The sequence below is a fragment of the Bacteroides salyersiae genome (assembly GCF_031172035.1).
Classification (GTDB): Bacteria; Bacteroidota; Bacteroidia; order Bacteroidales; family Bacteroidaceae; genus Bacteroides; species Bacteroides salyersiae.
Genome location: NZ_CP133452.1, coordinates 5,332,553 through 5,352,902 on the forward strand (window position 1 = coordinate 5,332,553; position 20,350 = coordinate 5,352,902).

Annotated in this window: 11 protein-coding genes; 7 read left to right on the forward strand and 4 right to left on the reverse strand. The window is 44.7% G+C overall.

The genetic code is table 11. From position 1 onward, the window contains the following. Positions 1–125 precede the first annotated feature (125 nt). Together RB604_RS20425 and RB604_RS20430 are read left to right on the forward strand one after the other, a co-directional pair. Complete coding sequence (locus RB604_RS20425; RefSeq protein WP_005933232.1) at positions 126–1,460, forward strand: NADP-specific glutamate dehydrogenase; 1,335 nt, start codon at positions 126–128, stop codon at positions 1,458–1,460. Positions 1,461–2,160: 700 nt separating this feature from the next. After that, positions 2,161–3,741 (forward strand): PD-(D/E)XK nuclease domain-containing ATP-binding protein, encoded by a 1,581-nt coding sequence (locus RB604_RS20430; RefSeq protein ID WP_007482428.1) that lies wholly within the window; start codon positions 2,161–2,163, stop codon positions 3,739–3,741. Position 3,742: 1 nt separating this feature from the next. On the opposite strand, the gene RB604_RS20435 is transcribed toward RB604_RS20430, so the two are convergent. Then, positions 3,743–6,712: a PEP/pyruvate-binding domain-containing protein gene (locus RB604_RS20435; RefSeq protein ID WP_007482426.1), complete on the reverse strand. Its 2,970-nt coding sequence runs from the start codon at positions 6,710–6,712 to the stop codon at positions 3,743–3,745. Positions 6,713–6,873: 161 nt separating this feature from the next. On the opposite strand from RB604_RS20435, the gene RB604_RS20440 reads away from it, so the two are divergent. From RB604_RS20440 to RB604_RS20450, 3 genes are all read left to right on the forward strand, one after another. Further along, on the forward strand, positions 6,874–8,985 hold the full coding sequence (locus RB604_RS20440; RefSeq protein WP_055294869.1) for a prolyl oligopeptidase family serine peptidase: 2,112 nt from the start codon (positions 6,874–6,876) through the stop codon (positions 8,983–8,985). Positions 8,986–9,297: 312 nt separating this feature from the next. Next, on the forward strand, positions 9,298–10,635 hold the full coding sequence (gdhA, locus tag RB604_RS20445; protein ID WP_005933243.1) for an NADP-specific glutamate dehydrogenase: 1,338 nt from the start codon (positions 9,298–9,300) through the stop codon (positions 10,633–10,635). A 160-nt stretch (positions 10,636–10,795) separates the two neighbouring features. Then, entirely contained in the window at positions 10,796–11,959 is a 1,164-nt protein-coding gene (locus RB604_RS20450) for a M24 family metallopeptidase (protein ID WP_055294867.1), read from the forward strand. 158 nt (positions 11,960–12,117) lie between these two features. Here the strand turns inward: RB604_RS20450 and RB604_RS20455 are convergent, their stop codons facing one another. The 3 genes from RB604_RS20455 to RB604_RS20465 all read right to left on the reverse strand — a co-directional run bounded on the left by RB604_RS20455 (position 12,118) and on the right by RB604_RS20465 (position 18,728). Continuing rightward, on the reverse strand, positions 12,118–14,904 hold the full coding sequence (locus tag RB604_RS20455; protein ID WP_021935700.1) for a caspase family protein: 2,787 nt from the start codon (positions 14,902–14,904) through the stop codon (positions 12,118–12,120). Positions 14,905–14,911: 7 nt separating this feature from the next. Then, complete coding sequence (locus RB604_RS20460) at positions 14,912–17,017, reverse strand: WD40 repeat domain-containing protein (RefSeq protein ID WP_005933253.1); 2,106 nt, start codon at positions 17,015–17,017, stop codon at positions 14,912–14,914. A gap of 277 nt (positions 17,018–17,294) precedes the next feature. After that, complete coding sequence (locus RB604_RS20465) at positions 17,295–18,728, reverse strand: CCA tRNA nucleotidyltransferase (protein WP_055294865.1); 1,434 nt, start codon at positions 18,726–18,728, stop codon at positions 17,295–17,297. A gap of 156 nt (positions 18,729–18,884) precedes the next feature. Here RB604_RS20465 and RB604_RS20470 point away from each other — a divergent pair, with 156 nt between their 5' ends. Together RB604_RS20470 and RB604_RS20475 are read left to right on the forward strand one after the other, a co-directional pair. Then, complete coding sequence (locus tag RB604_RS20470) at positions 18,885–19,733, forward strand: outer membrane protein assembly factor BamD (protein WP_055294863.1); 849 nt, start codon at positions 18,885–18,887, stop codon at positions 19,731–19,733. Then, positions 19,726–20,292, forward strand: coding sequence for a TlpA family protein disulfide reductase (locus RB604_RS20475; protein WP_055294861.1), 567 nt, complete (start codon positions 19,726–19,728; stop codon positions 20,290–20,292). Before RB604_RS20470 ends, RB604_RS20475 begins: the two co-directional genes overlap by 8 nt. The last annotated feature ends 58 nt before the right edge of the window (positions 20,293–20,350 follow it).

Consider the following 20,350-nt stretch of genomic DNA (forward strand, 5'->3'; position numbering starts at 1 on the left):
TTGATATTTTATCCCGTTTTTCTTTATAAAATGTTTGCAAGTTCATTTTTTATATTTACTTTTGCAACCGCAAGAGAGAACAATATTCGCAAACTTATAAACTCAACTTATAAAAGAAAACAATTATGAATGCAGCTAAGGTATTAGAAGATTTAAAGAGAAGGTTCCCCAATGAACCGGAGTATCATCAGGCAGTAGAGGAAGTACTTTCTACCATTGAAGAAGAATACAACAAACACCCTGAATTCGACAAAGCCAATCTGATAGAACGTCTTTGCATTCCAGACAGAGTATATCAGTTCCGTGTAACTTGGGTAGACGACAAAGGTAACGTACAGACTAACATGGGTTACCGCGTTCAGCACAACAACGCTATCGGCCCGTACAAAGGCGGTATCCGTTTCCATGCTTCTGTAAACCTCAGTATCCTTAAATTCCTTGCCTTTGAGCAAACATTCAAGAATTCACTGACTACACTGCCGATGGGTGGTGGCAAAGGCGGTTCCGACTTTTCTCCACGTGGCAAGTCAAACGCAGAGGTAATGCGTTTCGTACAGGCATTCATGTTAGAGTTGTGGCGCCATATCGGTCCTGAGACCGACGTACCGGCAGGCGATATCGGTGTAGGTGGCCGTGAAGTAGGTTTCATGTTCGGTATGTACAAAAAACTGACTCACGAATTTACAGGAACATTCACAGGAAAAGGCCGTGAATTCGGTGGTTCACTGATTCGTCCGGAAGCTACCGGTTACGGTAACATCTACTTCTTGATGGAAATGCTGAAGAGAAAAGGTGCTGACTTGAAAGGTAAAGTTTGTCTGATTTCCGGTTCCGGTAATGTGGCTCAATATACAGCAGAAAAAGTACTGGAGTTGGGTGGTAAAGTAGTTACCATGTCCGATTCAGACGGTTACATCTATGATCCGGACGGTATCGACCGCGCAAAACTGGACTACATCATGGAATTGAAAAACCTCTACCGTGGCCGTATCCGCGAATATGCAGAAACTTACGGTTGTAAATATGTAGAAGGAGCCCGTCCTTGGGGTGAAAAAGGTGACATCGCTTTGCCTTCTGCCACTCAGAACGAAATCAATGGTGACGATGCCCGCAAATTGGTTGCCAATGGTGTAATGGCCGTATCCGAAGGTGCAAACATGCCTTCTACTCCGGAAGCCATCAAAGTATTCCAAGATGCAAAAATCCTGTATGCTCCGGGTAAAGCAGCCAATGCCGGTGGTGTATCCGTATCCGGTCTGGAAATGACCCAGAACTCTATCAAACTGAGTTGGAGCTCTGAAGAGGTAGACGAAAAATTGAAGAGCATCATGAAGAACATCCACGAAGCCTGCGTACAATATGGTACTGAAGCCGACGGCTATGTGAACTATGTGAAAGGCGCCAACGTTGCCGGATTTATGAAAGTAGCCAAAGCTATGATGGCTCAGGGTATATTATAATCAGCAAGCCCGTTTTTCAAAAGCTATAGTCATTTATAACAGAAAAGCTGTTTCCGAAATTGGAGACGGCTTTTCTTTATTTCACCTGCCCATGAAAAGACGTAGCATCTTTTTTGAAAAATATAGCATCTTTCAAAAAAAGACGTAGCAGACTACAATAGAAAGATGTACAGGTTTTTAAAAAAGCTCTTGATGTTAAAAAAAAGATGTAGCATCTTTTTCTCCAGTAAACGTTTTTTTATTCTTCAGACTGCCTATTCCGCATATTTTTACCCCTTCACTCCCTTCACCTTTTTTGCTTAATCGCCTTATTCATCGGCAATACAGGGTGAAGACCCACCCTGTATTGCCAAGTACCGTGCCCGTCATCCGTATGCTTGGTGCTCAACATCCGTATGCATATTGCTTACGAACTGTATGCCCGGTGCTTAAGAGACATTTGTATGAGGACGGGAGAACTGGAGCGGGCCTTCACCCTCTATTTCCGATGAATAAGGCGATTAAGCAAGAAAGGTGAAGGAGATGAGGGGGGGGAAATTTCATGTGAATAATGCAATAAAATGCTCAGAAAGATATCCGTATCTTATCTAACGGATGAAGCCTCCTCCAACAAGTCCGAAATTTATTTTCATCAAAGCTATCCTTCGTTGTATCTGTCTTTTTTTCGTATATTTGCATTTGACAAAATCAAATGAGCAGTATGAGTACAACCATCATTCCCTACAGTCCGCTCCGAAAACTCCCGATAGGAATACAGAGCTTTGAGAAATTACGCAGTGAAGGATTTCTTTATGTAGATAAAACTGCGTTAGCCTATCGATTGATAAAAGCAGGAAATCCCTGTTTTCTAAGCCGTCCGCGTCGTTTCGGTAAAAGCCTGCTGCTCTCTACTTTCGAAGCTTATTTCGAGGGGAAAAAAGAACTTTTCAAAGGGCTTGCTATTGAACAATTGGAACAAGATTGGTTCAAGTATCCGGTACTGCATCTCGACCTCAATGCCGAGAAGTATGATAGCCGCGAAAAGTTGGAGAACTTACTCGTTAGCCAATTAAAACATTGGGAAGCCCGCTATGGCATTACCAGTGCCAATCCCAGTTATTCCATTCGTTTTATGAATGTTATCCGCAACGCCTATGAACAGACAGGACGCCGCGTGGTAGTGCTCATCGACGAATATGACAAACCCCTGCTACGCTCCTTTCACGACGAAGCGTTACAAGCCGACTTCCGTGAAACGCTCACAGCTTTCTACTCTGTGTTGAAAAGTGCCGATCCCTGGCTACAATTTGTTTTTATCACCGGGGTAACTAAGTTTGCTCAAATGGGAATCTTCAGCAACCTTAACCAGTTGAATGACATCAGTTTTGACTCTGCCTACAATACCCTTTGCGGGATGACCCGCTCGGAAATAGAAGCGACCTTTGCTCCCGAACTTCTGCAAATGACAGAAAAGAATAAGACAGACCATCCCGGAGTTATGGAGAAAATGACGCAGATGTACGACGGATACCGCTTCACCCACGATGAAGAATTCACTCCGATGTACAACCCGTTCAGTGTGCTCAGCGCCCTTTCCAAACTCAGCTTCGGCAGTTATTGGTTTGCCAGTGGTACGCCCACTTTCCTGGTGGAAATGTTGAAGAAAACAGACTACGACCTACGGGAACTCGATGGTATCGAAGTCTCTGCCGCATCGCTCAGTGACGATCGGGCGGATATACACAATCCCATCCCCATGGTTTATCAAAGCGGTTACCTGACTATCAAGAAATTTGATGAACGCTTCCGCATATACACGCTCGGATTTCCGAATGAAGAGGTGGAATACGGCTTTCTCAATTTTGCCGCTCCTTTTTATACACCTGTCTCCGAGAGGGACACGGCTTTTTACATAGGCAAGTTTGTCCATGAGTTGGAAACAGGCGACGTCGAAGCTTTTCTAAACCGCATGGAAGCCTTTTTTGCAGACTTCCCTTATGAGCTTAACACGAAGACCGAACGCCATTATCAGGTAGTATTCTATCTCGTCTTCAAACTCATGGGGCAGTTCACAGATGTCGAAGTACGCAGCAGTCGCGGGCGGGCGGATGCTGTAGTGAGGACCCTCCAATACATCTATGTTTTTGAGTTCAAACTTAATGGTACAGCCGAAGAAGCCTTACAGCAAATAGACGATAAAGGATACTTGATTCCTTATCAGGCAGACGGACGTAAACTCATAAAGATAGGAGTAGAGTTCAGTGCCGAGAAACGTAACCTCAACCGTTGGTTAACGGAGTAATTCACATTTCCGGCATCATCACCACTCCTTGTTTCTTCTTACCATCCATTTTTACCACTATCGGCTTTTCAAAACGCACATGCCGCAAGAACTTTGTTTCTTCAATGGCCGGCTGTGCGTTCAGGAAGTCCTGATTATAAACTCCATCATTCATAAAAGCATTGATGGTGAAATATCCCACTCCAAACGAAGTCAGGTTCTGGAAGAAATGAGTACCTTGACTCGGATCTACCCGGTAATTGGTCAATCCGGCCTCAACGATAACACGAGCTGCTGAGATATGCGGCCACTTGACAGGAATACCCAACCAGGTATCACTGCTTCCCCACCTTCCGGGACCAACCAGCACATAATTCTTTCCTTCATTAAGGAACTGCTGATTCATTTTTTCTATTTCCCAAGCAATGGTCTGGTTATTAGAAGCACTGTACCCATCGGTTTTGACATAAACAATATCATACACCTCATTCATAATGCCATGTCCCAAAGAATTGTTGGAACGCAGAATGACATCTTCGTCCGGAATGGCTGTGAGATCCTCATCCAGCATCTCCTTCGTATCGACGATCGGGCGTATCTGTAAAAGATAAAAAGTACCGGTCTTATCCTGCTCACGGCTCATGGTCGCTGCAAATTCAATCTCCACAGGACGGCGCATCTCACGTTCGCCATACTTCAGAACCAATTGCAGGATACGCGCCAATGGGAACACGTCGTGTTGCAAGATATTGGCAAAAGTAATCACCTTACGCCCACCCGGATAAAGTCCGTCCCGGATGATCTGGTCATAAGGATCATAAGTAGAAGCAAGATAACGCAACGAACCGTCTTTTTCCGCCTCTTTGACGTGAAGTTTCAGCAGATTAAATCCGTCGTCAATGGAAAAATCTTCACCGGCATTCTTTAAATCCAACGCATAGAAGCGGGTCTGTGTCTCTTTCAGGGCAATCTCCATCTCACTGGTCTGCAACACCTGATTGGGATGATAGGGAGAGAAACGAAGCGTCATTCCTCCGTCCACAATATACTTTCCGAGACCGAGAGCCAGATTCACCGTACCCTCTTCCGCCTTTTCGTCTCCGAGAGGGTAGTAATTAAGCGAACGGGCTACACCCGACATGGACGGATAATAACGGTCACCATATTGATTGCCGACTACTTCTTGCAGAATAACGGCCATCTTTTCCTGATCGATCACATTGGACGTTGCCTGCATATATGCCTTGCTATCCTTGAAATAAACTGAAGCATATACTCCTTTGATTGCATCGGAAAGCATCCGGAGCATCTCATATTTATCATCCAGATAAGGAATCATATAAGTATTATAAATACCGGCAAACGGCTGGTAGTGAGAATCTTCAAGAAGCGAAGACGAACGAATGGCAATGGGCGACTTCACCACATCGAAGAACGTGAAGAAATCCTCTACCAGACGGTCGGGCAGCTTCGCTTTCAGAAAATAGCGAAGAATGACATCATCATCGGCATCCGAAAGAGCTACCTGATACAGATTGTTGCTATCCATAAACTCGTCAAAGACATCGGTACAGAGCACCACTGTCTTCGGAATGGCGACACGGGCATTCTCAAACTCCTCAAATTCCGGATGCCGCTTCACCATATTGTCAATGAAAGCCAGACCACGGCCTTTTCCACCCAAAGAGCCATCACCGATACGGGCAAAATTGGAATAACGGTCAAAACGGTCGCGCTTGAAAACGGCAACCACTCCCTGATTCTTCATCTTGCGGTATTTCACAATGGCTTCAAAGATGATCCGCCGGTGAGCGTCCACATCCTGAAGACTGTTCCAAGTGATCGGTTTAAGAAATTCGGCAACCGGGAACATGGCGCGCGAATACAGCCAACGGGATACATGATTGCGGGAAATATGATACAAAAACGATTCGGCAGGCACGGCAAACAGAATATTCTGTAACTCTTTCAGATTCCGCACACGGGCAATCTCCTCCCCTGTCTCCGGATTACGGAAAACAAAATCGCCGAAACCGAAATTATCGGATACAATGCGACGCAAATCCACGTCCATCTTTTTGGAGTTCTTATCGATAAAGCTGGCACCATACTTCGCGGCATACAAAGCATTTTCCGACTCGGACGACTGGATGATAAGAGGCACAAACGGGTCTTCCCTCCGGATAGCAGCACAAAGTTTAATACCGGCCAGCCCGTCTTTCTCGCCACGCTCCACACGAGGAAAACGAACATCGGTGATTACTCCCAGTATATTATTCTTATATTTCTCATATATCGTGATAGCCTCGTCATAGGTACGCGCCAGCACTATTTTAGGACGCCCACGCATACGCAACGTCCGTTGGTGGGCATTCAAAGCCTCCGTAGAAAACTCCTGGCTTTGCTTCAAAACGAATTTATACAGATTGGGAAGCACAGAAGAGTAAAAACGGATGCCGTCTTCAACCAACAGGATCAACTGCACTCCCACTTCCGCCACATCATGCTCCAGATTCATTTTATCTTCTATCAACTTGATGATGGACACCAGCAAATCCGTATTGCCCAGCCAGCAGAACACATAGTCGAACGCACTCAGATCCTCATCGGCAATACGCGCCGTAATGCCATGACTGAACGGGGTAAGAATCACGATAGGAATATGCTCGTACAAGCTCTTGATATGCCGCCCGATGTCAAAACTGTCATTATCACCCGTGCTCGGCATACAGATAACGAGATCGAACGTCATGTTCTCAAGCAGCGCCAATGCCTCTTCTTCTGTAGAAACCTGCGAAAAGCGAGGGGGATAACGAAGGGAAAGAGAGGTATATTCATTGAAGATCTTTTCATCGATGCGCCCGTCATCCTCAAGCATAAATGCGTCGTACGGATTAGCAATCAACAAAACATTGAATATACGCCGCGTCATCAGATTGGCAAACTGCGTATCTTTGAAATAAAGCTGGTTTAATTTGTATTTACTGAGCATGGGTTTTCCTGTGGTTAAAAATCGACAGACAAAGTTCGCTTCTTTTATCGTGAAATGCAAATGAAGAGAGAAGAGAAATGAATTTTTAGATAACAAAGGCGGTAATTTCATTACTTCTCTCTATATTTGTATTTTAAGTCAATACAAACAACTTATTAACAATGAAAAAAACAATCCTATTACTTAGTGGAATCATGGTTATGTCATGTACACCTCAACAAAAGAAGTTAACTTACCCCAAAGCGGAGAAAGTAGACACCGTAGACGTATATTTCGGAACGGAAGTAGCCGATCCTTATCGTTGGCTGGAAAATGATACGAGTGCAGCTACGGCCGCCTGGGTAGAGGCAGAAAACAAGGTAACCAACGAATATCTGGCTCAGATTCCTTTCAGAAAACAGTTATTGGAGCGGTTGACCAACCTCGCTAATTATGAAAAAATAGGTGCGCCATTCAAAAAACACGGTAAGTATTACTTTTACAAAAATGACGGTCTCCAGAACCAAAGCGTGCTCTACGTGCAGGATTCACTCGAAGGAGAACCGCGTGTATTCCTCGACCCGAATAAATTATCGGACGATGGCACGGTAGCATTGACAGGCCTTTCTTTCTCCCATGATGGAAAATATGCTGCTTACACCATTTCACGCAGCGGGTCGGACTGGACGGAAATATACGTGCTGGATACCGTTACCGGCCAGTTGCTCGACGACCACATCGAATGGGCAAAGTTTACAGGAGCAGCCTGGCAGGGAGACGGTTTCTACTATAGCGCCTATGATGCCCCGGTAAAAGGCAAAGAATTCTCTAACGTAAACGAAAACCATAAGGTATATTATCATAAGATAGGTACTCCCCAGACAGAGGATAAGTTGATTTATCAGAATCCGGCATATCCGAAACGTTTCTATTATACCGGCACAAGCGAAGACGAACGGATTCTCTTTGTATACGAATCCGGTGCAGGAAGAGGTAACAATCTGTTCATAAAGGACTTGAAGAAAGCCAATGCTCCTTTTATACAGTTGACTACAGACTTTGATTATCAATATTCTCCGATTGAAGTTATCGATAATAATGTCTATATATTCACCAATTACGGCGCACCTAAAAACCGGATTATGGTAGCCGATATCAATAATCCGAAACTTGAAAACTGGAAAGAACTCATACCTGAGATGGAATCTGTTCTGTCGAGCGCAGAAGTCATCGGAGGAAAACTATTCCTGACTTATGACAAGGATGCCTCCAATCATGCTTATGTTTACAGCCAAAAAGGAGAACACATGCACGAAATCAAGCTTCCGTCATTAGGTTCCGTCGGTTTTAGCGGCACGAAAGACGACAAAGAATGTTTCTTTGTATTCACCTCTTTCACTACTCCGGGCACTATTTATAAATATGACATGGATAAGAATTCTTACGAGCTCTACCGCGCTCCGAAAGTAGAATTCAACTCCGATGACTTTGTAACGGAACAAGCATTCTTCCCCAGTAAAGACGGTATCATGATTCCGATGTTCCTTACTTATAAGAAAGACCTGGAAAGAAATGGAAACAATCCGGTATTCCTTTATGGCTATGGCGGTTTTGGCATCAGTCTCAATCCCGGATTTACAACTTCCCGCATCCCGTTCCTGGAAAACGGAGGTATCTATGCACAGGTCAATCTGCGTGGCGGTAGCGAATACGGCGAGGAATGGCACATAGCCGGTACCAAAATGCAAAAACAGAATGTATTCAATGACTTTATATCAGCAGCCGAATATCTTATCAATAACAAATACACCAATCCGGATAAAATTGCCATCGTAGGCGGTTCGAACGGCGGTCTGCTGGTAGGTGCGTGCATGACTCAGCGTCCCGACCTGTTCAAAGTAGCCATCCCGCAGGTAGGAGTAATGGATATGCTTCGTTATCATAAATTCACAATCGGCTGGAACTGGGCAAGCGACTACGGCACAAGTGAAGACAGCCAGGAAATGTTCGAATACTTGAAAGGTTACTCCCCGTTGCACAACCTGAAACCCGGCACTAAATATCCGGCGACCATGGTTACAACAGCCGACCATGACGATCGTGTGGTTCCTGCGCATTCATTCAAATTTGCCGCCACCTTGCAGGAATGCAATGACGGCACCAATCCGACGATTATCCGTATCGACAGTAAAGCCGGACACGGGGCAGGTAAACCGATGGCCAAAGTATTGGAGGAACAAGCCGATATCTATGGGTTTATCATGTACAACCTAAAAATGAAACCCGCATTCTAAAAAAGAACAAGAGGAAGGGATTTACGATTAGACGATTTACTATTTACGATTGAAGCAACTACTATATTCCGTAATAATATAAGGATATATGGGAGTTTGTGTAATTTCAATCGTAAATAGTAAATCGTCTAATCGTAAATCCCTTCCTCTTATCTAATCATAATCCCTTTGATCTGCCCACCCCCAACTATCATTTTATCATTATTTAGCGAAAATATATTCATAAAATATACATATATTGAAAAGTTTTCCTATATTTGCAGTGTCACCAGTTGACATTTTATCAGAATCAACCTTTTAAAACATAGTATTATGAATATTCAGAAAATTATGTCCTCTCTTGAGGCAAAGCATCCCGGTGAATCTGAGTACCTCCAGGCAGTCAAAGAAGTACTTCTCTCTATTGAAGATATATACAATCAACATCCAGAATTTGAAAAAGCCAAAATAATCGAAAGGCTTGTAGAACCGGATCGCATCTTTACATTCCGCGTGACGTGGGTAGACGACAAAGGTGAAGTACAAACCAATTTAGGTTATCGCGTACAATTCAATAATGCGATCGGCCCGTACAAAGGCGGTATCCGTTTCCATGCTTCAGTAACCCTGTCTATTCTGAAATTCTTAGGTTTCGAACAGACTTTCAAGAATGCACTGACTACCCTTCCGATGGGCGGCGGTAAAGGTGGTTCCGATTTCTCTCCACGTGGTAAAAGCGATGCGGAAATTATGCGCTTCTGCCAGGCCTTCATGCTTGAACTATGGCGTCATATAGGGCCGGACATGGATGTACCTGCCGGTGACATAGGCGTAGGAGGCCGTGAAGTGGGCTATATGTTCGGTATGTACAAGAAGCTGACACGCGAACACACCGGAACCTTTACCGGTAAAGGCATGGAATTCGGAGGTTCGCTCATTCGTCCGGAAGCTACCGGTTTTGGCGCCTGCTATTTTGTTCAGCAGATGTTGAAAGATAAAGGAACGAGTTTCGAAGGCAAGACAGTGGCTATCTCAGGTTTTGGTAACGTAGCATGGGGAGCGGCAACAAAAGCAACGGAATTGGGAGCGAAAGTAGTTACCATCTCCGGTCCCGACGGCTACATTTATGATCCGGATGGCATCTCCGGCGAAAAGATCGATTATATGCTCGAGCTTCGTGCCAGTGGCAATGATATCGTAGCACCTTATGCAGAACAATATCCGAATGCCACATTCTATGCAGGCAAGAAACCCTGGGAACAGAAAGTGGATATCGCCATGCCTTGCGCTACTCAGAACGAAGTAAACGAAGAGGATGCCAAACAACTGGTTGCCAACGGAGTTATGTGCGTAGGTGAAGTATCGAACATGGGATGCCGTCCCGAAGCGATCGACACCTTCCTTGCTGCAAAAATCATGTATGGCCCGGGTAAAGCTGTCAATGCAGGCGGTGTAGCGACTTCCGGTCTGGAAATGACCCAAAACGCAATGCATATCTCCTGGAGTGCCGAAGAAGTGGACAAACATCTCCATCAGATCATGAGTGACATCCATACCCAATGCGTAAAATATGGTACTGAAAATAACGGTTATATCAATTATATGAAAGGTGCCAACATTGCAGGATTCATGAAAGTGGCCCACGCAATGATGGGGCAAGGAATCATCTGATCGGATAGTAAAAACTTTGTTTAGTTGTATTTGTATTTGTGGTTTACGCTGCTTACCTCCTGTGACAGGACGTAGGTAGCGTACTTTTTTTTCCGAAGGTTTCATTTTCAACTAAAATAACCTAACTTTGCATCATGAAATCAAAAAACATAATATTGAAATGTTACAACCGGAATTAAAATTACGCCGCGATAAAATTCGCTGGCTTATGGCCCAACAAGGCATCGATGCCGCACTGATCACTTGCAATGTAAATCTGCTCTATACGTATGGCCGCGTTATCAGCGGATATCTATACCTGCCGCTTAACGCTCCCGCCCGTCTGTTTATAAAGCGCCCGAATACCATTTCGGGAGAACATATTTTCTCTGTCCGTAAACCGGAACAGATTCCGGGTATTCTGGAGGAAGAAAAATTACCTATGCCTACCAAACTGATGTTGGAAGGTGACGAACTGCCTTACACGGAATACATACGGCTGGCAGCTTTATTCCCTGATGCAGAAGTTGTCAATGGAACCCCGGTTATCCGTCAGGCACGCAGCACCAAGACAGCCATTGAAATCGAAATGTTTCGCCGTTCGGGCATTGCACACGCCAAAGCATACGACCGGATTCCCTCTGTTTATCGTCCGGGAATGACCGACCGTGAACTATCCATCGAAATTGAACGCTTGATGCGCCTTGAAGGCTCTTTGGGTATCTTCCGGGTGTTCGGCCAGAGTATGGAAATTTTCATGGGAAGCGTATTGACCGGTGATAATGCCGCCACTCCCTCCCCATACGACTTTGCCTTAGGTGGCGAGGGGCTCGATCCTGCTCTACCCGGCGGTGTCAACAACACTCTTTTAAAAGAAGGACAAAGCGTAATGGTAGATTTAGGAGGGAATTTCAACGGATACATGGGCGATATGAGCCGTGTCTTCTCCATTGGCAAACTCAATGAAAAAGCTTACACAGCACATCAGGTTTGTCTGGATATACAAAACGAGGTCGCTTCGTTAGCCAAACCGGGAACCGTATGCGAAGATTTATACAATACGGCTATCGACATGGTTACAAAAGCGGGATTTGCAGAATATTTCATGGGAATCAGCCAACAGGCACGCTTTATCGGTCATGGCATCGGGTTGGAAATAAATGAAATGCCGGTGCTGGCACCACGCATGAAGCAGGAATTGGAACCGGGCATGGTATTTGCACTCGAACCGAAAATCGTATTACCGGGCATAGGCCCTGTAGGAATCGAAAACTCATGGGTGGTAACCAGCGAAGGAGTAGAAAAACTAACCATCTGTAACGAAGAGATTATCGAATTGAAATAAGTACCCGATATAATAAGCCTGTGAGCTACCGTATCTTGGAAATTACCACATAAAGAAAGGCTACGACCGATGTACTCCATCATTCGCAGCCTTTCCTACTTAAAGCATATAATCCTACCGCACCGTATTTATCCGGATTTATACTCCTTATTCAGTCCCTACTCGCCCTGAGGAGCAACAGGAGCCGGTTCTACCGGGGTTTCCAATCTTAAACTTTCCCAGCCAAACCAGGTAGGCGAAACCATGCATTGCGGTTCTTGCATTTTACCGATCATAGCGGTTGCCTTTTTCACGGCTGCGCTCGTTCTCTCAAACAAATCTTTCATTGAGAGATCTCCCCGCGCATCTTTAATGGTCTTAATCAGGAAGTAGGTGTAATACCCCTGCTTCTTATCGTGATAAACGCTGGATGTCTGGTCGCCGCTACTTGAAGAGAAACTCAACGTTTTCCCCTGTGGCAATCCGACCTTCGGTACTACACGCACTCCTTTCTGGGCAAGTAAAGGGGCAGCACTCTTATAGCCGCCACTGAAACAGGCATCCAGAAAAACATAAGCCCCTTTCACCGGATAAGTAGCCAGTTCCCTATACAATTCGGTCAGTGAAATTCCCAGACGGATATTCTTACCGGTAATATCCACCGGCAACAGATAAGGCTCTTTCGTGGCTTCGTCATTATTACCATGACCGGAATAATAGAATATCAACTCCGCTTCCGGATCGGTACTTGCCATATTCACTAACCAATCAAGCTGTTCGTGCATCATACCCGCCGTGGCATTAGGAACTACCTTTATCTGATTGTCGGGTACCCCGAACGTACGTACACAATATTCACGGAACACCATCGCATCATTCACAGCATAAGGCACATTGATTTCGGCATTGGCACCGGTCATGCTATAATCCTCATTACCGATAATCAGTGCATACCGGTGACGATTGACGGCTCCTACCGGAATATCTTCCATCAACTCACTCTTGAAAGTCAACGAGAAATCTTTGGCAACCGCCCTGCGGGCAACAACGTTTCCGCTCAGATTCATGGTACTTGCCGCAGTGAGGTATTCACCCACTTTCACCTTATAAGCCTCGTTGATGGCAGAAGAACGGGTAGATTCCGTAACTGCCAGTACCACGGCTATGGAGTCTCCGTCAAAGCGTTTGTTCACAAGAAAGCCGTAATCCAACGTAGCCACATCTCCCGGTGCAATGCTGTCGATTGTCATTTCGGGGCTGTCGGTCGTATAAACATTCTTCGGTAAAGTAAAATTCAGTTTTACATTGTGTGCCGTTTTCGTTCCGAAATTCTGTACGGCAACAGTCAGTTTTCCATTCTTACCGATAGTGATGGAAGAACCTTCGGACGCAAAGAACTGATGATCGGCAATCCGCAAACGCGGCATCGAATACTCCATCGTGTTCACAATCAGTTCGGACGGATCGGCATCGAACCCATTGGCTTCGAAAGCATAGATATTGATTCGGGCCAATGCAGTAGGCATTTCCTGCTTCACGATATATCGAAAAGTATACTCTTTGGAAGTTCCGGCAGGAATATTCCCTCCATCCAATTCTCGCGGGCCATCGAAATACCGGTCATATCCCTGCTGTTCGGACAAACGGAGACGGATATTATAAGCATCGCCCTTTCCCTGGTTTTCAACGGTAAACTGCACGGCGAAACTCTCACCGGCATCGATCACCTTATTGTTATTGCCATCTATAAAGCTATCCACACGTATCACCAGCATAGCCGGATCTACCGGAACCGGAACAGACGACTGCTCCTGCGCCACATTTTCCGTCTTCTTCAGAGACTCATTGTATGCAAGCAACCGATCCGGAAATAAAGTGTAAGAAGCACCGTCCTCGATAATCTTATTCAATACTTCATACTCGGCTTTCATATCCATATACTGATATACGCCGGCAAGCCCCTGCATATACATTTTGGAAGAAGGCTCTTTCTCCAGAATCTTCAGGAACAAGTCTTTTGCATCCAAAAGATACCCCGATGCACGCTGGCGGATCAATGCATATTCCGTATCGTTGGCAATCGTGGCACCGTTGTTCACGATTTCCGTCGCACAATTGAAATTGGCACGGGCCACTCCCGTCATCAATTCAAAATTATTGGGATAAAGCGCATAGAGACGTTTATAAATATCGAGTGCCTCTATGTTCTTTCCCTGCCGTTCGAGAATACGCGCTTTGATAGGCAACACCTTATCATTATTAGGATCCACGGCGAGAATCCTATCGATGGCTCCCAGTAACTTTTCCATATCGTTGGTGGCAATGTACACATTCACCAGATTATAAAGAAAATCCAATGACACAGGATATTTTTCATTGGCTTTCAACAAAATACGTTCCTGATCGGCATACTTCTTCTGCGACTGGTAAATCATATTCATATACACGTAGCAATCTTTTTCCTGCGCTTCCGTACCGGTATTCAGGTATTCCTGGAAATACTTCAAGGCCAGCTCGTTCTTTTGCAGGTTGTAAGCCGAAACGGCCGCATAATATACCACCGAAGCATAACGGTTGTCCTTAGGCAACAGCTCACTACGGAATATCGCCAACTGGGGCATATCGATATAAGCCGATGCAAAGTCCAACGCCTTTGCCGGTTGTTTCTGCTCCGAGTAATACACTGCACCATTCAACAGGTAAGGATACAAGGAGCGCAAACGATTCTTCGCCCCTTCCAGATACTGACCGTTATCCGGTGCCTCCACTATTTTTATGAAGTTGACATAACTCTCCAGCAGATAATCGTACATGGCAGTTATGTTCGTTCCTTTATCGCGCTCGCTTTCAAAAAGCACATACTGCTGGTTGGCCCGTTTGGAAACAGAAGCGGCATCCTGTGCCGCTATCCTGCCTGTTACCGCCCCCGCAGTGAGAATGATTGTCAGTAAAATAAGTCTTTTCATTGTTTGTTTATTGTTGGAATGCGTCCATAATCACGAATTCTACATTGATCTTGCGGAATTCCCCACCACGTTCTTTGGCCACTTCCACATGATATTCGTAGTCATTCTTTGTATTATTCAGTGTCGTTACATTCTTTTCGATATAGCTGTGTACTCCGGCGGCACGCAGCAACGCCAACTGTTCATTCTGGGTAATACCCGATGATTTGGTAACCGTTATATTGTCCAGATTCCCGTCCTTGTAATAAGGTTCGTCGGTAAATTCACCATAACGCCCGTCATAGGCAATGCGCCCGCGAATCGGACTGGCATCGGCCGAACCGGTAATAATCACCTTCACTTGCTTCCCTTCGGCAAGGTACTTAGAGAAATCGCCTTCAAAAGCATTCTTAATAATCTTCATCAAAGACATCGCCGCATTCGACTTCTCAATGTTATATCCACCGGAAGGAAAATCTTCTTTTGCAGAAAACTCCTTATTGATAACTTCATACTGATAGCCGACCTTGTAATTCAGAATCTTCTTTCCATCGGCATCCACACCCGGCACAACCTCTGTTTTCACATTGATCTGCGTATTGTCCGTAATCAGCTTATCCTGTTTTTTCTCTTCCACTACCTGTTCCTTGATTTCTTTCAATTGAACCTCCTCACGGGTAGCCTGCTGCATAATTTCGAGCGGAACGAAGTTTGCATCGGCTTCCAATGCGGTCAATTTGGTACGCCCGATATTATCATAGATGTATACCTTATTGGTAGTTTCGTTCTTCACTTCTACATAAGCAAGTTCAAACTCATCCTTGTCATTCAGCACATAAACAGCATTTTCGAATTTCAGGTTCTTTGCGTCCCCGAAACCTTCCGCTTCCCCGGCAGGCACTTCCAGAGCGATAGAAGGCAGTTGCTTGAATCCAATATTCAGCATATTGCTTGAAGCGTCATAGTCGCCGATAAACGGATTATCGATAGCAATACGGTCTCCGGCAAGTTCGGTAGCCACTTCCTGTGCAAACATCTGCTGTTGTTTCAAACGGGATTCATCGTTTACACGGATCGCATAATCTTCCATCGATTCCCCCTGCATCATCTTCACCCATTCGTTCATTTTGGCGTCTACTTCCTTACTCATGATCTTCCCGTAGAAAGGATTCAATCCGTTGGCATCCCAGAACACCATTTTATAAGGACGGTTGGAGAGCAGGAATACCTCACTATTCTGATTGTTCTTGAAGAAACGGGTACCCACTACGCCCGGCTGTGCCTCCGACAATTCCTGCTCAACCACACTGTTTTTCAAGTTCACAATCACAATATCCTTATTGTCACGAACCACACTCACATATTTTCCTTCCGGATGGAAAGAAGGAGAAGTCAGCTTTCCACCCAATTTATCGAAAATATCGACTTTCTCCCAGTTCTTCGTATCGATGATCGTCAGGCGGTTGTCATCGGTAGTTGCAGCCAATAAAGAAGCATCGGTCGAAAAGGCAACCTCCTTAACCGTTGCCGGCATCGGAATGGAAGTACGCTGTTCTTTTGTCTGGAAATTCCAGATAACAATATTTTTCCCCACAGCCGAAGCGATGAAATAATTGTTGGAACTCAATGCTAACGCCGTAGCCGGAGCACTACATTTAATGTAAGCCTGTGGCAAATAGGCTTTGGTGTCATAAACGATTATCTCCCCCAAAGAATTGGAAGCAATGAAATTGCGCGCGTCACTTCCGTAACACATGGCCAGCATCAGCGGTTTCTCTTTCAATCCCTTCCTTTTGTCTTTCAGTTCAAACAGTTTTTTGTTCCTTTCACGGAAAGAAAAGATCGCAATCGGCTTCTTGGGACGCAATACAGCCAATGAACTGCCTGTCGGATTGAAAGCAATGCGATCGATGTTTCTCAACTCCGTAATAGCAATATCACGCATTGTATACATGACTCCGTCCGACAGATAAGCGGTACAGAAAGTCGTATTGTCAAATGCCGTAATCGGCTTTTGCGACATAAAAGTTCTCTTCTCAACGACTTGTCCCGTTACTTGTCCGCAAAAAAGAGCGGAAGCAAAAAATAAAACGACACTCCCACGGGAGCAAAATCCCCTTTTTATCATACCCATATACTTAAAATGATTTAGTTTATGTTTAAATGTGTTTTGCAAAATAAATATTAATTATTGAATCGACATTACATAAACAGCATTTTTTTTCAATAAAAGTGTCATTTCAGGAAGAAATGGGAGGAAGGAGAAAAGGAAAAAGACAAAAGAAGAAGTTTCAGAAGATAAATATCACGGTTTTCCGTTACAACACAGCAAATTACATATTAATCACATTCATAAAAAATCCGGTTACATTTAAATAAAATGCAACCGGACCTCTACGAAATGTCCTACTTTACTTTACAGGAACAAGCCCCATTTTTTTCGCTTTTTGGAATAAATATGCACGAGCCGCTTCATATTCATTCGGAATTACACCATCTAAAATTGCATCTTTTATAGCACTTTTTAACGATCCTACCTCCTTGCAGGGAGTGAGTCCGAAGATTTCCATAATTTCTTCACCACTCACCGGGGGCTGAAAATTCCGGATACGATCTTTCTCTTCCAAATCTTTCAGTTTCTGACGTACCAGAGCGAAGTTATTCAGGAAACGTTGCTTGCGTTCCATATTTTTAGAGGTGATATCGGCTTCGCACAGCGTCATCAGATCGTCTATATCGTCACCCGCCTCAAAAAGCAAGCGGCGCACGGCCGAATCCGTCACGACATCATCGGCAATGACAATGGGACGCATATGCAGACTTACCATCTTCTGCACATACTTCATCTTCTCATTCATCGGCAACTTCATCTTCCGGAAGATATTCGGAATCATTTTCTCGCCAATGAAATTATGATTATGAAAGGTCCATCCGGCTTTGGGTTCCCAACGCTTGGTAACCGGCTTGGCAATGTCATGCAACAAGGCCGCCCAGCGCAACCAAAGATTATCCGTATGCCTGCTGATATTATCGAGCACTTCGAGGGTATGATAAAAATTATCTTTATGTGCCCGTCCGTTGCGCGTTTCCACTCCTTGCAGTTCCATCAGCTCGGGAAAAATAAGAGCCAGCAATCCGCTACGTTCCAGATCAATGAATCCCTTCGAAGGTACCGGCGAGAGAAGAATCTTGTTCAGTTCGTCGGCTATCCGTTCGCGGGAAATGATCTTAATCCGTTCCCGGTTGCGGCAAAGAGATTCAAAAGTTTCATCATCTATATAAAAACCGAGCTGGGTGGCAAAACGAATACAACGCATCATCCTCAACGGATCGTCGCTGAATGTTATATCCGGATCGAGAGGGGTGCGTATCGTTTTCTCTTTCAGATCGTTCATGCCGCCGAACGGATCGACCAACTCTCCGAAACGGTCTTTGTTCAAGCAAACCGCAAGCGCATTAATCGTAAAGTCCCGGCGGTTCTGATCATCTTCCAAAGTACCGTCTTCCACTATCGGTTTGCGGGAATCACGCTGATAAGACTCTTTGCGTGCACCTACGAATTCCACCTCCACACCGTGATACTTCACCTGTGCAGTACCGAAATTCTTGAATACGGAGACGTGTGCTCCCTTACCCAAGTGTTTTCCCAATGCCTGGGCCATCTCGATGCCGCTCCCCACCACTACTACATCTATATCTTTAGAAGGGCGTTCCAGAAAAATGTCGCGTACGTAGCCACCCACCACATAGCACTCCAAACCGAGTGTATCGGCCGTTTCTGAAATTTGCCCGAATATTTTATCGCTAAAGCGTCGTTTCAATTCTTCTTGAGTCAACTCTATCATAATTGGTATTTAGAAATTAAAAATCAATGGCCGGGAGAGACTTCATACCACCCATCGATACTTTTGGAGTGCAAAGGTACAACTTTTCATTCTTTACATTTCACTCTTCACACTAAATTCGTATTTTTGTTGCCTATAAACATAAAGAACAAAAAGATGAAGAAACTGATTGCAGGAATCTGTGTTACCATGTTGCTGGCTTCATGCGGCAATGATGCGGAAAAGAAAGCAAGCGAAAAGCTGAGTGCCGCCCGCAGTGCTTTTGCACAAGGAGACTATAACGAAGCCAAGCTACAGATAGACAGCATTAAAATTCTATATCCGAAAGCCTTCGACGCCCGAAGAGAAGGCATCAAACTGATGCAACAGGTGGAACTGAAAGAACAGCAGCAGACTTTAGTTTACCTGGACAGCATGATGCAGACCAAGCAGCAGGAACTGGAAAAAATCAAAAATAAATATGTACTGGAAAAAGACGCGGAATATCAGCGGGTAGGTAATTATTTCTGGCCGACACAAACGGTCGAGAAAAATCTGCACCGCTCTTTCCTGCGTTTTCAGGTAAACGAGCAGGGAGTGATGAGTATGACTTCCATCTATTGCGGAGGAAACAGCATCCATCATTTTGCAGTAAAAGTAACAGCACCGGATGGCAGCTTTGCCGAAACACCGGCATCGAAAGACAGCTACGAAACTACGGACTTGGGAGAAAAAATAGAAAAAGCCGATTATAAAATGGGAGCTGACGGAAATGTAATGGGGTTCCTCTATCTGAACCGGAACAAGAACATCAAAGTGGAATACATCGGAGAACGTAAGTATACCACTACCATGCCCCCTGCCGACAGACAGGCGCTTGCCGGTATTTATGAGTTATCACAATTGTTGTCATCAATCGAACAAATAAAAAAAGAGCAGGAAGAAGCGAACTTAAAAATACAGTTTGTCACTAAAAAGATAGAGCAAAAACAACAGGAAGAAAAGGCGGAGCAAAAAGATGAATGATTTCTTCACAAACCGGAGCTGCCACACGAACCACCTGTTTCGGAAAATCCTAAAACAAATCATATTCATTGCATTTTTGTTCTTGTTCAGCATGTGCATACAGGATGATCCCGAAGAGGTATTCTCACTAAAACCGGGTGATTCGTTGCCGGGGTTTTCGGTACAGGACAACAAAGGCGGGCTTATTTCGAATACGATACTAAAAGGCAAAATAAGTGTCATTGCTTTTATGAATACCGGTTGTCCGGATTGCCGGAAGGAACTGCCGGAAATAGAAAAAGCCTATCAACAATTTCGTGATGATGAAAGCATTCGCTTCATTGCCATAAGCAGATCACAAGGCTATGAAAGTCTGACAGATTATTGGATAAAGAATGCCTTCACCCTTCCCTACTCCGCACAGGAGGATGATTTCATTTTTCAAAAATTTGCATCACAGAATATACCGCGTATTTATATTGCCTCTCCCGAAGGGATCATTGTTTTCGCATCCGATGATTCGTATATTGTCACCACGGAAATAATTGTCGAACAAATAAACGGAATAGCCGGAAAGTAGACATTCTCCCCCTTACGCAATAGCAGAAAAGGCTTGCCGGTGGGTATTACAGAGTGTA

Coding starts and splice junctions, on each gene's coding strand:
- gdhA (WP_005933243.1), top strand. CDS start 9,298: ATGAATATTCAGAAAATTATGTCCTCTCTTGAGGCAAAGCATCCCGGT.
- RB604_RS20430 (WP_007482428.1), top strand. CDS start 2,161: ATGAGTACAACCATCATTCCCTACAGTCCGCTCCGAAAACTCCCGATA.
- RB604_RS20435 (WP_007482426.1), bottom strand. CDS start 6,712: ATGCTCAGTAAATACAAATTAAACCAGCTTTATTTCAAAGATACGCAG.
- RB604_RS20455 (WP_021935700.1), bottom strand. CDS start 14,904: ATGAAAAGACTTATTTTACTGACAATCATTCTCACTGCGGGGGCGGTA.
- RB604_RS20425 (WP_005933232.1), top strand. CDS start 126: ATGAATGCAGCTAAGGTATTAGAAGATTTAAAGAGAAGGTTCCCCAAT.
- RB604_RS20440 (WP_055294869.1), top strand. CDS start 6,874: ATGAAAAAAACAATCCTATTACTTAGTGGAATCATGGTTATGTCATGT.
- RB604_RS20460 (WP_005933253.1), bottom strand. CDS start 17,017: ATGGGTATGATAAAAAGGGGATTTTGCTCCCGTGGGAGTGTCGTTTTA.
- RB604_RS20450 (WP_055294867.1), top strand. CDS start 10,796: ATGTTACAACCGGAATTAAAATTACGCCGCGATAAAATTCGCTGGCTT.
- RB604_RS20470 (WP_055294863.1), top strand. CDS start 18,885: ATGAAGAAACTGATTGCAGGAATCTGTGTTACCATGTTGCTGGCTTCA.
- RB604_RS20465 (WP_055294865.1), bottom strand. CDS start 18,728: ATGATAGAGTTGACTCAAGAAGAATTGAAACGACGCTTTAGCGATAAA.
- RB604_RS20475 (WP_055294861.1), top strand. CDS start 19,726: ATGAATGATTTCTTCACAAACCGGAGCTGCCACACGAACCACCTGTTT.